Source organism: Campylobacter sp. TTU_617 (genome assembly GCF_016599045.1).
Classification (GTDB): Bacteria; Campylobacterota; Campylobacteria; order Campylobacterales; family Campylobacteraceae; genus Campylobacter_D.
The window spans coordinates 56,283-68,882 of sequence record NZ_JAENKV010000005.1 but is presented as its reverse complement, the minus strand read 5'-3'; the positions used below and the strand labels follow the sequence as shown (position 1 = coordinate 68,882).

16 protein-coding genes are annotated in these 12,600 nt (G+C 26.4%); 1 reads left to right on the top strand and 15 read right to left on the bottom strand.

Annotation, left to right across the window (positions count from 1 at the left end; translation table 11 throughout):
* The first annotated feature begins 61 nt into the window (after nucleotides 1-61).
* A complete protein-coding gene (locus tag GQV94_RS03745) occupies nucleotides 62-1,588 on the top strand; it encodes an inorganic phosphate transporter (protein ID WP_200169647.1) in 1,527 nt (508 codons plus the stop codon).
* On the opposite strand, the gene mnmH is transcribed toward GQV94_RS03745, so the two are convergent.
* From mnmH to GQV94_RS03675, 15 genes are all read right to left on the bottom strand, one after another.
* On the bottom strand, nucleotides 1,585-2,586 hold the full coding sequence (gene mnmH / locus GQV94_RS03740) for a tRNA 2-selenouridine(34) synthase MnmH (protein ID WP_200169646.1): 1,002 nt from the start codon (nucleotides 2,584-2,586) through the stop codon (nucleotides 1,585-1,587). The two genes, GQV94_RS03745 and mnmH, sit on opposite strands and share 4 nt — an antisense overlap.
* Nucleotides 2,570-3,061, bottom strand: a complete 492-nt coding sequence (locus GQV94_RS03735; protein ID WP_200169644.1) for an HIT family protein — start codon at nucleotides 3,059-3,061, stop codon at nucleotides 2,570-2,572. Before GQV94_RS03735 ends, mnmH begins: the two co-directional genes overlap by 17 nt.
* Nucleotides 3,061-3,747 carry an indole-3-glycerol-phosphate synthase TrpC gene (locus tag GQV94_RS03730; RefSeq protein WP_200169642.1) on the bottom strand — a complete coding sequence of 229 codons (687 nt, stop codon included), beginning with the start codon at nucleotides 3,745-3,747 and terminating at the stop codon, nucleotides 3,061-3,063. The genes GQV94_RS03735 and GQV94_RS03730 overlap by 1 nt, the downstream gene beginning before the upstream one ends.
* The gene (locus GQV94_RS03725; RefSeq protein ID WP_200169640.1) at nucleotides 3,735-5,006 is read right to left on the bottom strand and encodes a tetratricopeptide repeat protein; all 1,272 of its coding nucleotides are present in this window, start codon (nucleotides 5,004-5,006) and stop codon (nucleotides 3,735-3,737) included. The genes GQV94_RS03730 and GQV94_RS03725 overlap by 13 nt, the downstream gene beginning before the upstream one ends.
* Entirely contained in the window at nucleotides 4,979-5,353 is a 375-nt protein-coding gene (locus GQV94_RS03720; protein ID WP_200169638.1) for a YkgJ family cysteine cluster protein, read from the bottom strand. Before GQV94_RS03720 ends, GQV94_RS03725 begins: the two co-directional genes overlap by 28 nt.
* The gene (locus tag GQV94_RS03715) at nucleotides 5,343-6,041 is read right to left on the bottom strand and encodes a tRNA1(Val) (adenine(37)-N6)-methyltransferase (protein WP_200169636.1); all 699 of its coding nucleotides are present in this window, start codon (nucleotides 6,039-6,041) and stop codon (nucleotides 5,343-5,345) included. Before GQV94_RS03715 ends, GQV94_RS03720 begins: the two co-directional genes overlap by 11 nt.
* A gap of 9 nt (nucleotides 6,042-6,050) precedes the next feature.
* Nucleotides 6,051-6,182, bottom strand: coding sequence for a hypothetical protein (locus GQV94_RS07885; protein ID WP_267904825.1), 132 nt, complete (start codon nucleotides 6,180-6,182; stop codon nucleotides 6,051-6,053).
* Between the two features lie 8 nt (nucleotides 6,183-6,190).
* Nucleotides 6,191-6,958, bottom strand: coding sequence for a TSUP family transporter (locus tag GQV94_RS03710; RefSeq protein WP_200169634.1), 768 nt, complete (start codon nucleotides 6,956-6,958; stop codon nucleotides 6,191-6,193).
* Nucleotides 6,948-7,712 carry a TIGR02757 family protein gene (locus tag GQV94_RS03705; protein WP_200169632.1) on the bottom strand — a complete coding sequence of 255 codons (765 nt, stop codon included), beginning with the start codon at nucleotides 7,710-7,712 and terminating at the stop codon, nucleotides 6,948-6,950. Before GQV94_RS03705 ends, GQV94_RS03710 begins: the two co-directional genes overlap by 11 nt.
* A 128-nt stretch (nucleotides 7,713-7,840) precedes the next feature.
* The gene (gene flgK, locus GQV94_RS03700) at nucleotides 7,841-9,667 is read right to left on the bottom strand and encodes a flagellar hook-associated protein FlgK (RefSeq protein ID WP_200169630.1); all 1,827 of its coding nucleotides are present in this window, start codon (nucleotides 9,665-9,667) and stop codon (nucleotides 7,841-7,843) included.
* A gap of 11 nt (nucleotides 9,668-9,678) precedes the next feature.
* Complete coding sequence (locus tag GQV94_RS03695) at nucleotides 9,679-10,113, bottom strand: flagellar protein FlgN (RefSeq protein ID WP_200169628.1); 435 nt, start codon at nucleotides 10,111-10,113, stop codon at nucleotides 9,679-9,681.
* Nucleotides 10,114-10,153: 40 nt separating this feature from the next.
* Nucleotides 10,154-10,354, bottom strand: a complete 201-nt coding sequence (locus GQV94_RS03690; protein ID WP_200169625.1) for a flagellar biosynthesis anti-sigma factor FlgM — start codon at nucleotides 10,352-10,354, stop codon at nucleotides 10,154-10,156.
* A gap of 68 nt (nucleotides 10,355-10,422) precedes the next feature.
* Nucleotides 10,423-10,749: a rod-binding protein gene (locus GQV94_RS03685; RefSeq protein ID WP_200169623.1), complete on the bottom strand. Its 327-nt coding sequence runs from the start codon at nucleotides 10,747-10,749 to the stop codon at nucleotides 10,423-10,425.
* A complete protein-coding gene (locus GQV94_RS03680) occupies nucleotides 10,749-11,795 on the bottom strand; it encodes a flagellar basal body P-ring protein FlgI (RefSeq protein WP_200169621.1) in 1,047 nt (348 codons plus the stop codon). The genes GQV94_RS03685 and GQV94_RS03680 overlap by 1 nt, the downstream gene beginning before the upstream one ends.
* A 132-nt stretch (nucleotides 11,796-11,927) precedes the next feature.
* Nucleotides 11,928-12,569: a carbonic anhydrase family protein gene (locus GQV94_RS03675; protein ID WP_200169619.1), complete on the bottom strand. Its 642-nt coding sequence runs from the start codon at nucleotides 12,567-12,569 to the stop codon at nucleotides 11,928-11,930.
* Nucleotides 12,570-12,600 lie beyond the last annotated feature (31 nt).

Here is a 12,600-nt window from a genome sequence, read left to right as displayed (position 1 = left end):
TAAAATAAGAAAAATTTGCTAAACTTCAATTGCGATCGCAATTTAATTTTAAGGATTTTGTTTGAAAAAGGATAATATTGTTGCTTCTGGCATATTTATTATTAGTATTGTTGTCTTTTTTGTTTGGGGGAGTTATTATATCTCTAATGATCATTTAATACTCTTTATTCTTGCAAGTATTTTTGGAATTTTTATGGCTTTTAATATTGGTGGAAATGATGTGGCTAATTCTTTTGGTACAAGCGTTGGCGCAAAAACCATTACCATAAAACAAGCTCTAATAATAGCCGCTATTTTTGAATTAAGTGGAGCTATTTTTGCAGGTGGAGAGGTTACAAAAACCATTCGTTCAAATATAGTAAATTTTTCACAAGATTTAAATCCTATGCTCTTTGTATCTATTATGTTGGCAGCTCTTATAAGCTCTGGAACTTGGATTTTTATTGCTACAAAAAAAGGGCTTCCTGTTTCAACGACTCATAGTATTATAGGAGGAATTGTTGGTGCTAGCATTATGATGGGAATGATATATTTTGATGGTGAACAAACTCTTTCTATGGTAAAATGGAGTGGAATTTTAAAAATTGCTATTAGCTGGGTTATTTCTCCTCTTTTAGGTGGTTTAGTAGCTTATTGCATTTTTAGCTACATAGATAAAAAAATTCTTAAACCTTCTAAAAACTTAAATGATCAAATTAAAAATATAAAAAAAGAAAAGAAAAAATTCAAAGAAGAATATTTTCAAGCTCTTAAAAACAAATCTCAAGATGAGCAAATCAAAGAATTAAGCTTGATCGTTTTAGATGATGGAGAAAAGGAAAAGAGTTTTTATAAAAATCAAATTAAAAATTTTAAAGAAAAAGAAAAAGCTATTGATATTTACTCTGTTTTAAAAACTCATATGCCTATAATAGGTTGCTTGAGTGCTATTATTATTTCCGCTATGTTTTTATTTAAAGGTTTAAATAATGTTAGCACATTAGATATTTTACAAAATGTATGGATTATAGGAATATTAGGTATTGTTGCATATATAGTTACTTTTGCCATTGTAAAAATTGTAAGAAAAACAGAACTAAATAAAACAACTAATAGGATTTTTGCATGGCTTCAAATTTTTACTGCTTCAAGTTTTGCTTTTTCACACGGTGCAAATGATATAGCAAATGCCATTGGACCTTTTGCTGCTATCTTAGACGTTTTAAAAAATAATACAATCAATGCAAATTCTCCAGTTCCTTTTGCTGCTCTTTGTATGTTTGGTGTAGCTTTAGTAATAGGACTTTGGTTTTTAGGAAAAGAAGTGATAAGAACAGTTGGTTCTAAACTCACAAAAATTAAACCAACAACAGGATTTAGTGCAGAACTTGGTGCAAGTTTGGTTATACTTCTTGCTACAGGGCTTGGTATCCCAGTAAGTTCAACTCATATTTTAATAGGGGCAATTTTAGGCATAGGTCTTTATAATAAAAATGCAAATTGGTCTCTTATGAAGCCTATAGGTTTAGCTTGGGTGATTACTTTACCTGCAGCGGGACTTATGGCGGCTATTGTTTTTGTTATTTTTAAATTTGCATTAGGGCTTTAATCTAAAGAATCTTTTAAATTGAATAAATTTAAAAGATTCTCTTTTGCTTGCAAAATATCATCTGTATTTAATATAAAATCAATATTTTTAGGTTTTTTATAAACTTTATCATAATATTCTAAAAGCATAACAATAACCCTTCTTAAATCACCTCTATCATAAGAACTTAACAAATCAAGACGTAAATTCATACTAATATAAGGTGTAATTTTTTCTATAGCTTTCTTAAATTTTAAAGGTGTTATTTTCGATTTATAAAATTTTTCTATTCGTAAAATACGATTTTCCAAAGAGCAAAAACAATAAATTTTAAAAGAATTTTGCATAGCTTCATATAAATTTAAAGGTAAAATAATATCTCCTATCCTTCTACTTTCAAGTTCAATAAAAACCTGATTTTTAATATTTTTAAAATTCTCAAAAAGCATAGTTTCAAAAAATTTTTGATTTGGCTGCTCTCCCAAAATCGATCCAAAAACTGAGCCTAAATGATTAGCTAGTTTTTCAAGATTAATACTTTGAGGCAATAATTCTAAAAGTTCTGTTTTTCCACATCCTGTATTACCACAAAGCGATAAAAGTTTAAAATTGAGTTGTTTGGAAAAATAATTATTTAAATACGATCGATAGGCTTTATAACCTCCTTTTAATCTAACCACACGATAACCAAGTTCTGATAAAATAATGCTCACACTTTTAGAGCGCATTCCTCCTCTAGCACAATATACCCCAATCAAAGATTTTAATGGAAGTTCTTTATATAATTCTAAAATATGTTTTGCCATATTATTGCAAATATAGCTTGCACCCTTGATTTTAGCCAAAGATTGATTTTTAGTATATAAAATACCTATCTCTTCAAATTCTTCATTATTTAATGCATAAAAATTTTTGGCTCTAAAAATGTGGGAATAAATAAATTCTCTAGGGCTTCTTGCATCAATCAAACAATCAAAATTTTGCTTATCAAATTCCTGAAATTCAAACTCTTGAAACATTATTAAAAGCTGCTGCTATTTTTTCGTAATTTTTTTTAAAATCACTTCCATAAACTCTGGTTTCTCCTATTGTTGTAATAAAATTCGTATCCCCGCTCCAACGTGGCACGAGATGATAATGACAATGCATTGCAATCCCAGCTCCAGCGTCTTTGCTTAAGTTCATACCTATATTAACCCCGCTAGCATTTAATTCTTGTTTTAAAATTTTAACACCAACTCTTACTAAATCACTCATTTCTTGCCAAATTTCATTTTTTAAATTTTCTATATGCTCCTCGTGTATATAAGGAACTATCATAAAATGTCCTACAGAATAAGGATAAGCATTCATCACACCAAAGCAATATTTTGCTCTAAAAATAACTCCTAATTCTTCATCACTTTTAATTTTATTCGCACAATCACAAAAGACACAACTTTGTTTTTTATGATTAAAATATTCCTGACGCCAAGGTGCATACAAATATTGCATTATTTATCCTTACAAAAAACATCAATTCCTAAATTTTGATATTTTTCTATCTCATTTTTTTCTATCGTATTACAAGCTAAAATAATTTTAGAATTAGGAATTAAAGAAATTATTTTTTTATAAGATACTTCATTAAAGGTTTGCAAAAAATAAATTCCTAAAATATCCGCTCCAGCAAAAATTGCCTTACTTAAATCTTCTTTATCATTAATTAAAACTAAAGCCTCAAGTCCTAAGTATCTTGTAAATTCAAGTAATCTTTTAAGTTCTTTTAAATTTAAAAATTTAGCACTAAGCAAAATAAAATCTGCTCCATAAACTAAAGATTCAAGAATTTGATATTCATCAAAAATAAGCTGTTTATTGAGCAAAGGAAGCTTAAGATAACGTCTTATTAAACTTAAATTTTGAAGATTTTGGGGTTGTAATTCAATACATAAAGCACAATTAGCTTTATCTTTTTCTAAATCCAAAGCTTGTTGTAAAAGTTTTTCTTCTTTTTCTTCTTTTATAATAGGCATAAATTTTATTTCATTATTGCTTCTTTGTAGATTTTTTTTCACTTCTTTTGGAAAAAAGGGATTTGAAGCTAAAGATCTTCCTAGCATATCATAAGGAAAAATTTTCTTTCTTTTTTCAAGCTCTATCTTGCTTTCATTTATTATTTTATCTGTTATTTTAAACATTCTTTAATCGCTTCAATATGATCTTTACTTTCTTTTGAATTTGAAAACTCTTTATCAATAAAAGTTTTTTCCAAAAACTCCCAAGCTTTTTTGCAATCTTTTAATTTATAATAACCCCAAGCAAGTGAATCAATATAATATAAATTATTTGGTTCTTTTTCTAGGGCAAGTTTTACTAAATATATCCCTTTTTCAATATCTATATCATTATCAATTAATAAATATCCATAATAATTTAAATATAAAGCATTACTATTATAATCTATTCCTTGTTCGAATTTTTTTGCTACAGATAAAACTAAACTTGGAGTTATTTTTTTATCTAAACTCGCTTGTTCAAATTCGAAAACGGCAGCACGCATAAGATATTCTTTATTTCCACTTTGCTCATACATTTTTAAACTTAAATTTTTAGCTTCATTAAATTTTTTAAGATCTTGATATAAAAAGATTTTAATATCATTACCTAAATCATATTCTAAAGCTAAATCTAGTGCCTCTTGTTTTTTTTGCTCTTTATTTAAAATATCAAGCAAAGAATAAATAAAACTTTTATTATTGCTTATTTTATAAAGATCGATATAAATATTTTCAAGCAAATCAAATTTCTTTTCATCATTATAAATTTTAGCTAAAACTGAACAAGTTTTTAATGTGCAACCATTTTTTTGACGCCATTGTTCAAGAAATTTTTCAATGCTTTTAGTATCATCTAAAATTGCATAAGTGCTGATAATTTTAAATAAAAAATCTTCTGTTGGATTTTGTTCATAAGCTAATTTATAATATTTTAAAGCATTGATAAAATCTTTTTTTTGTACAAATAAATCGCCATAAAGTTCCAAATTTCTAGGATCATTAGAATTTTTAGCCAAAAGTTCGTTGATTAATTTTTGCGCTCTATTAAGCTCTAAACTTTTTAAAGCATAAAAAGCACTAAGTCTTTTAAGATTATCATTTTCATCTACATAAACTCTAGCAATATTGTCAATTTCTTTAATATCATTTAAATTATTTGCCAATGTCAAAAAATAAGCATTTTGTAAAAAAACAACATCTTTATATTCTTTAAAAAGATCTAAAAATATATCTCTAGATTTTTTATAATCATTAAAATACTCATAATTTAAAGCACTAAGAATCTGCATATCAAGCTTATTACTTTTTTGCTCTTCATAATCTTTAAAAACTACTTGGTTTTTATTTGCACAAGCTGTTAAAAAAATAGTTATTAAGATAAATAATAAATTCCTATACATTCTTTTTGCAATTCCTCTTTATGAAATTTAAAATATTTCCAAAATGGAAATGTTTTACACTGATTAGGTCTTAATTCATAAATACTACAATTTCTTTTCTTTTTATCAAAGAAAATACAAGCATATCCTTGTTCAAATTCAACTTCTTTTAAACTATATCTTAAGCCAACTTTTTTTATAAATCGTTCCATAAACTGCTTGTTATCTAGCTTTAAATAATCACTAAGAAGGTTTATTTCATCATTATTTATAAAAATATTCCCACTTTCTCCAGTGCAACATTTCCCGCCACATTTAGCACAAGCATTCTCATCAAAAGCATAAGGAAAATCTTTTTCATATATCATAACTTTTTATCCCAAACCTTAAGCAAATTTCATTCATTTTATCACTTAAGTGATTATTTTCATACATTAAAAAAGGAGCTAAAATTTCACAAGAACTTTTTACTCCTTTTCTTGCTTTAATCAAAACTAATCTTGACTTTGATTTAATATCTTTATGAACACAACAAATTTTAATAATTTTTATATTATTTTTCTCCAATAAAGCACAAATTTCACTTAAAGCTATACTTTCATAGCAAAAATATAAAATTCCTTGCGGTTTTAATAAATGATAGGATTTTTCAATAAAAACCTCTAAAGGTAAAAATTCTCTAAATTTGCTTATATTTTTATGGATATTATTGCTAAGTTGTGCCCCTTGCCTATAAAAAGGAGGATTACTAACAATAAAATCAAATTTTTTTAAAGAATTAAAATTTTTAAAATCCTCACAAAATACCTCAGCTTCCAAAAAATTATATTCTAAGTTTTTTTTAATAAGTTTTATATTTTCTTTTTGAATATCTAATAAATTTAAACTCAAACTAGGAATATTTTGTTTCAATAATATTCCTATAATACCACAACCACTACCAACATCTAAAACTTCAGATTTTATACCTTCTTTTAATACAAAATCTACAAGCAATAAAGAATCACTATTGTAACGATAGCCTTCTTTGTATTGAAAAAAATGCAAAAGCTCCAAACTATATCCTTAATGAGTTGGAATTTTAACTATCTTCTTTTTATCTATTTGTTGTTTTTTAGAAATATTTTGTTCAAAATTAATAAAATCTTTTGCAAAAAGCAAAGAAGAAAAAAACATTAAAAAGATAATTTTATACATAAACGCCTTCATTTTATAAAATAATCCCAAGATACTTTTATGATAGTTAAAGCAACAACAACTAAAAATAAAATTTTTATAAAATGTCCTTTAGTTTTTAGAACAAGTTTTGAACCTAAAAATGCACCTATAATTTGACCAAATCCCATTAAAAAACCTATATCCCATAAAACTTTATATTGCCAAATAAAAATAAAAAGAGCAACAATATTGCTAGAAAAATTTAAAATTTTAGTATTAATACTAGCCTGTTTCATACTAAAGCCCAATAAAAAGACACAAGCAAAAATCCAAAATGATCCTGTTCCTGGTCCCAAAAAACCATCATAAAAACCCAAAGTTAATCCGCAAATAATATGAAAAACTTTGATATTTTTAATCTTTGCTTTGCTTTGTTCTTTTCCAAAATTAGGCTTGAATGCAATATATAAAAAAGTAAAAGTTAAACACACTAATATTATAATTTTTAAAGAATCATCTTCAATAAATAAAACACCATAACTTCCGATAGCTGCACCAATAGCTGTAAAACAAACTCCCCAAATTAAATGAGGTAAAGTAGTTGATTTATAATACGTAAAAGCAGCAGTTAAAGATCCAAAAACACTTTGAAGCTTATTAGTTGCTATAGCCAAATGCGGTGAAATTCCACAAGCAAGGAGAGCGGGTATAGTTATAAGACCCCCGCCACCTACAATAGAGTCAATAAATCCTGCAAAAATAGCAACAAACAAAAGCACAAAATAATAAAATATATCAAAATTTTCAATTCCCATACTTTAAAATCTCCTTACTTTGCCCTAATCTATAAAGAGCAAAATCATATTTTACAGGATCATAAAAATCAAATTCTTTGAGTTTATTTGTTAATTCTAACACACTTTTAAAATCATATACTTTACGCTTAATAAGTCCTAAAGCAATCGAGGTTTTAAAAGTATGTGTATCTAAAGGCATTAATAGATCTTTAGTATGAATTTTATCAAAAAGTCCCATATCAAGATTATCTTTTCTTACCATCCATCTTAAAAACATATTATAACGTTTTAATGGTGATTTTGGAATATTTTCAAAGCTTTTAGAAAAGAAAAAAGTATATCCATAACTTTCATAATTATTAAGCATTTTTACTTTCTGTATAAAAACTAAAATAGCATCTAAAATATTTTCTTCTTTTTGATAAGCTTTAGTAAATAATTCATTAAGAGAAATTTCTTGTTTTAATCTTCTAAAAGTAATAAAAATCTGAACAATATCTTGCTCATTTTGAAAACGATATTTTAATTTTTTACATTTTTTGTAAATTTGTTCTTCGTTTAAATTAATTAAATTAAAATCAAGCTTTTTTAAAAAATTAAGCATATTTTTTGCATTTCCATAAGCAAATAAAGCACAAATTAATGCTATAAATTCATCATTATATATTTTGGCAACTTGAAGAGGATCAGGAGTACTAAATAAAGCTTTAGAATTATTCTTTTCTCTTGCTAATTCATCGAGCTTGATTTTAAGATTAATTAAATTTTGCATTAAAATCCTTTATTTATTCTAATTTAAATTTTTTAGAAAGCCGAAAATTAAAACAATAAAAATAAAAGAATTTTTAAAGATTAAAGAAATTTGACAAAAAATAAAAAGTCAAATTTCAAAATTAATATTTAAGATTTAAGTCCTAATAAAGTATCAAGCATCTGATCAACAGTACTAACGATTTTTGCTGCTGCTCCATAACTTGATTGATATTGTATTAAAGCTGCTAATTCTTCGTTGGTATTTACACCACATTTTGACTGATATTCTGTATAAACAGAATTATATAAGGTAGTATTACTTGCAAGAACAACTTCATTATTTTCTCCATCACTTGCAATTTTACCTGTAAATTTTCTATAATATTCTTCTAAAGTTAGTTTATCAATAGTCCCATCATCATTATAAAAATTTACTTTATCGTATTGAAGCTGTATAATTTTATTCGCCATGTCATTACCACTATCAACACCACTTAAACTTGCTCTTAAAGTACTAGGATCATTTAAAATACTATCTTTAACAGAAATATTCCCAGCATTATTTCCACTAAAAAACCCTCCTATACTAAAAGCTCCTGCGAAATTTGTCCCTTTATCTTCAATAGCTACCTTAAACCCTGATTTTGCATTGATTTGAAACAATCCACTATCACTTTTTGGATCATAGCTAAAACTTGCATTAATATAATCATCTACATCGTTTTGACTGTTATGATCACCATTATCATCAGAATTAAAATTTATTTGCTTTATCAAATCTTCCATAGTAGTATTAACATCTATGGTAATAGTTTTTGTAGCTTTTTTATCTCCTTTTTCATCATAAATAACAATATCAAAACTTCCAGGCTGTATGGTTCTATCATAATTCATTAAAGGTATATTAGATTGCAAACCGCTAATATAATCAGAAGTCATTGAATTTTTTGCAGAACTCGCATATAAATTATTTGTTTCATTGATTAAAGTCTTAGCAAAAGTATCTAAAGAGTCCATATAACCTTGAAGAATCCCATTTTCATATTTTCCTTCTAGTTTATTATAATCTCTACCACGAAGATCAAGTTGTGCTCCAAGTTGACCTCCTTTAATCTTTCCAGTTAAATCACGAATTTTCTCATCTGCGGTTTCATAATAAATACTATAAGATTTATTTTTATCATCATAATCAAGTTTTAAAGGATGAAAATTTATTCCATCTACTATAGTAAAACCTTCTATGCTAAGGTTATATTGATGTCCAGGATCTGTAACTGTTTGATCAAAACGATTGTCTTGATTGATAGGATTTTTGGAAGCAACACTATCTACTAATTTCGAAAGAGTTAGTTCTAACTCATCTCTTCTATCTCTTAATTCATTGGCATGCTCTGTAGTTAAGGCTTCTTGTCCATAAATTTGTTTATTAATTGTTGCAATTTCTTCACCAATACGATTGATCTCATCAACTGTTGATTTTATATCATCATTGACTTTTTGTTGCATTTTTCCCAAAGTAGCAAAAGTATTATTTAAACTTTCTGTTAAAGTTTGAGTAGCTTTAACAAGAGCTACTTTTGTTGCATTCTCGTTTGGGTTTGAAGCAAAATCATTCCAAGCTTTATTATAATTTTCCAAATCTTTTAAAATTCCAGTTGATTGTAAATCTGGAAATCTCTGAGATACTTCTTTTAATGTATCTCCTAAATATTTTGTATATTCAAGTTGCGTTGAAGCATTTTTTAGTTTGTAATAAGAATATTCATCATGCAAGCGAATAATACTATCAACACTCGTTCCAGTGCCAACCTGTACTCCTCCTGTTGTATAAAATCCATTGGTTGTTTGAACAACTCTTTGACGTGTGTAAAAAGTGCTATTAGCATTTGAAATATTATTACTTGTTGTAGCAATTTGAACTTCACTTGCTTTTAAACCTGTTACCCCTGTATGAAGCGTAGAAAAAATACCCATTATATAACCCTTTAAACATTTATTTTAAAAAATGATTCTGGTGTAGTTTTTTTATCTCCATAAGCATTATTTGTTCCATTATTTGCATCAAACATTTTATTAAGCAAACCATCTAAAAAATCTTTAACAATTAAAACAAATTTTGCATATTCTTTATTTTTTGCATAAAGAGCTTGAAGATTATTTTTAAGTTGATCAAGTTTTTGTTTATCTTCTTCATCAAGCATTTGAGATAATCCTGCCGTAGAACTATTATTAAGGGTAATAAGAGCTTGATCTAATTCTTTTTTAGCTTGATTAAATTCTATTATTAGCTTATTTTTTTCTTCCACGCTTAAAGAAACGCTTTCATGTTTAGCAACTTTAATATTTTCTATATCTTCAGTAGTTAGAGAAATTAACTTCTCTAAAATCGTATTAACTTTATCTAAATGTTTTTTTATCATTTTTCTCTCCTTTTTTACTCAAAAAAAGAAGAGAAAAAAGCTAGATTAAAGAATCTGCAATAGCACTTGCTGTAGCTTTTAAATCGATTTTATATTCTCCATTTTTAATTTGCTCAGCAATTTTAGCAACTTTTTCATTTTCTGTTTTTTGAGTATTATCTAATTTTATTTTTTTATCTGATTTATTTGTATCTATGGTAGCAATACTACTAAGATAACCTTGTTTTACTGGATTTATCATTTTTGCCTTCCTTGTTAAAATGGATTTTACAATTTCCTATAAGGCATATCGGATAAATCTAAAAAAAATTAACTCCTTTCTTTTAAAAAATCATATAATAATTTAGAAAATCCGAGTCCGCCACTTAAAGCCTTGCTCATAGCATCATTATACATTGATGAATATATCTCATCACTTGCATCTTTTCCAAAAAGTGAATTTTGGTTTTTTAGCGAAATATCAAGAACAGACTTAACCAAAAAAGCTTCAAAAGCATCTGTTTGCTCTTTTAAGGCTTGATCTTGTGGTGTTTTTGCAATAACTTCGTTATCTTTTACTCTAGCCTCAAAAGGTTTTTTTAAATCATAAATTTGACCTGACATATTATAAGTATTTAAGAAATTATCAATTTTCATTATATAATCTCCAAATCAGCATTAATAGCACCTGCTCTTTTCAAATTTTCCATAATAGCTATAATATCATTTGGACTAGCACCCAATTTATTAAGCATTCTTGCTATATTTGCTACAGTTGTTTTTGAACTATTAATCCTTAAAGTATTAGAATTTGGATCAACAATTCCCCCATCCTTCATATCAATCTCATTACCAGCTAAAGGTGTAGTATTATTAGGATCAATTTTAATGGTAATATCTTTATGAGTGATTAAAATAGGTTCAACTTCTACATCAACCCCTGCAATAACAGTTCCAGTTCTTTCATCAATTATAACTTTATTTTGCGGAGTATAAGAAATATCTTGTTCTAAAACTTTAGCCATAAATTCTACATTAGAAAGATCTTCAGGTTTATTTAATTTTATCGTTCTTGAATCAACAGCTTTTGCAACATTTTCTTCAAAAACAGTATTTAAAACTCTTTCTATATCATTAGCTGTTTTAAAATCTGCTGTTTTTAAGCTTAGAGTTAAATTATTACTTTCATTAAAATTTTGAGGAATTTCTCTTTCAACATTAGCTCCACCTATAACTGTAGCAGCAGTAGAATGAGATCCTGCTGCTCCAGGTCTTGGAGCTAAACCACCTACAGATAAAGAACCTTGTGCTATAGCATAAATTTCTCCATCAATTCCTCTTAAAGCCGTGAGTAAAAGAGTTCCACCTTGCAAGGATTTAGCATCTCCTAACGATGAGACAGTTACATCAAGTTTATCTCCACTTTTTGCAAAAGCAGGAAGCTTAGCAGTTACCATAACTGCTGCTATATTTTTTGATTTAATATTATTTGGATCAACTTTTATATTCATACCTTGCAAAAGATTTGAAACAGATTGAAGAGTAAATTTAGAACTTGTTCCATCTCCACTCCCATTAAGTCCAACAACCAAACCATAACCTATAAGTTGATTATCTCTTACTCCAACGGTATTAGCAATATCCTTAATTTGAACCGCAAAAGCACTAGCGATAAAGAGTAAAAAAAGTGCCAAAACTCTCATTGATTATTCCTTTAATCTATAACTTACTATACAAAAAGCAAGAAGTGTTCCAAGTTTTATATTTAGTAAAATAGATTAAGCAATCAATAAATAAAATTTTATAAACTATTGATTAGCTGATCAGTAAAAAAATCATTCTTTATAATATTTAATTATTCTATTATTTAAAGTTTGTAAAGCTCTTGCATTATTTTTTAATAATTTTTGAAATTCTAAAACTTGAGCTTTTGATAATTCTAAAGGATGCTCCATAACTATCCATTCTACGCCTTCTGTATAAGGTTTGGTTGTTAAAGAACCTTCAAAATTAAAATAAGATTTATTTTTAGGCAATAAAGTTTTTAAATCTAATTTTTGATTCTTTTTAGTCTCTTTTACATTTTTTAAAATTTGTTTTAAAGTTAAATTTTCTTTTCCCTCTTTAAATAAAACTCCTATAACTAAAATTTGATTTAAAGAATTTTTATGCACAAAATGAAGTTCTAAGGGATATTTAATATTATTTATAGCATTTTCAGAGGGAGTATGAAAATGAAATTCTTTCAAAGTAAATTCTAAATTATTAAAAAGTACTTTATTTGAATTTAAAGTATAAATTTTTAACATATTTTTATTATTAACAATATTTTTAATTCCACCATTATAAATAATATCTAAAGCATTGTATGTTCTTTTGGTCAAATTTTTATCAATATTTATAGGGCTTTGATTTTGATTAAAAGCATTTAAAAAACTTAAACTAAAAAAAATTAAAAAAATAATTATTTTAAACACATCAAATCCTTTTTAAGTTTTTAAAATTATA

What these genes read in the sequence shown, in the direction of transcription:
- GQV94_RS03685 (WP_200169623.1), bottom strand. Translation starts at nt 10,749, where the DNA reads ATGAAAATTGATAATTTCTTAAATACTTATAATATGTCAGGTCAAATT.
- flgK (WP_200169630.1), bottom strand. Translation starts at nt 9,667, where the DNA reads ATGGGTATTTTTTCTACGCTTCATACAGGGGTAACAGGTTTAAAAGCA.
- GQV94_RS03730 (WP_200169642.1), bottom strand. Translation starts at nt 3,747, where the DNA reads ATGTTTAAAATAACAGATAAAATAATAAATGAAAGCAAGATAGAGCTT.
- GQV94_RS07885 (WP_267904825.1), bottom strand. Translation starts at nt 6,182, where the DNA reads ATGTATAAAATTATCTTTTTAATGTTTTTTTCTTCTTTGCTTTTTGCA.
- GQV94_RS03735 (WP_200169644.1), bottom strand. Translation starts at nt 3,061, where the DNA reads ATGCAATATTTGTATGCACCTTGGCGTCAGGAATATTTTAATCATAAA.
- GQV94_RS03720 (WP_200169638.1), bottom strand. Translation starts at nt 5,353, where the DNA reads ATGATATATGAAAAAGATTTTCCTTATGCTTTTGATGAGAATGCTTGT.
- mnmH (WP_200169646.1), bottom strand. Translation starts at nt 2,586, where the DNA reads ATGTTTCAAGAGTTTGAATTTCAGGAATTTGATAAGCAAAATTTTGAT.
- GQV94_RS03680 (WP_200169621.1), bottom strand. Translation starts at nt 11,795, where the DNA reads ATGAGAGTTTTGGCACTTTTTTTACTCTTTATCGCTAGTGCTTTTGCG.
- GQV94_RS03690 (WP_200169625.1), bottom strand. Translation starts at nt 10,354, where the DNA reads ATGATAAATCCAGTAAAACAAGGTTATCTTAGTAGTATTGCTACCATA.
- GQV94_RS03710 (WP_200169634.1), bottom strand. Translation starts at nt 6,958, where the DNA reads ATGGGAATTGAAAATTTTGATATATTTTATTATTTTGTGCTTTTGTTT.
- GQV94_RS03695 (WP_200169628.1), bottom strand. Translation starts at nt 10,113, where the DNA reads ATGATAAAAAAACATTTAGATAAAGTTAATACGATTTTAGAGAAGTTA.
- GQV94_RS03725 (WP_200169640.1), bottom strand. Translation starts at nt 5,006, where the DNA reads ATGTATAGGAATTTATTATTTATCTTAATAACTATTTTTTTAACAGCT.
- GQV94_RS03705 (WP_200169632.1), bottom strand. Translation starts at nt 7,712, where the DNA reads ATGCAAAATTTAATTAATCTTAAAATCAAGCTCGATGAATTAGCAAGA.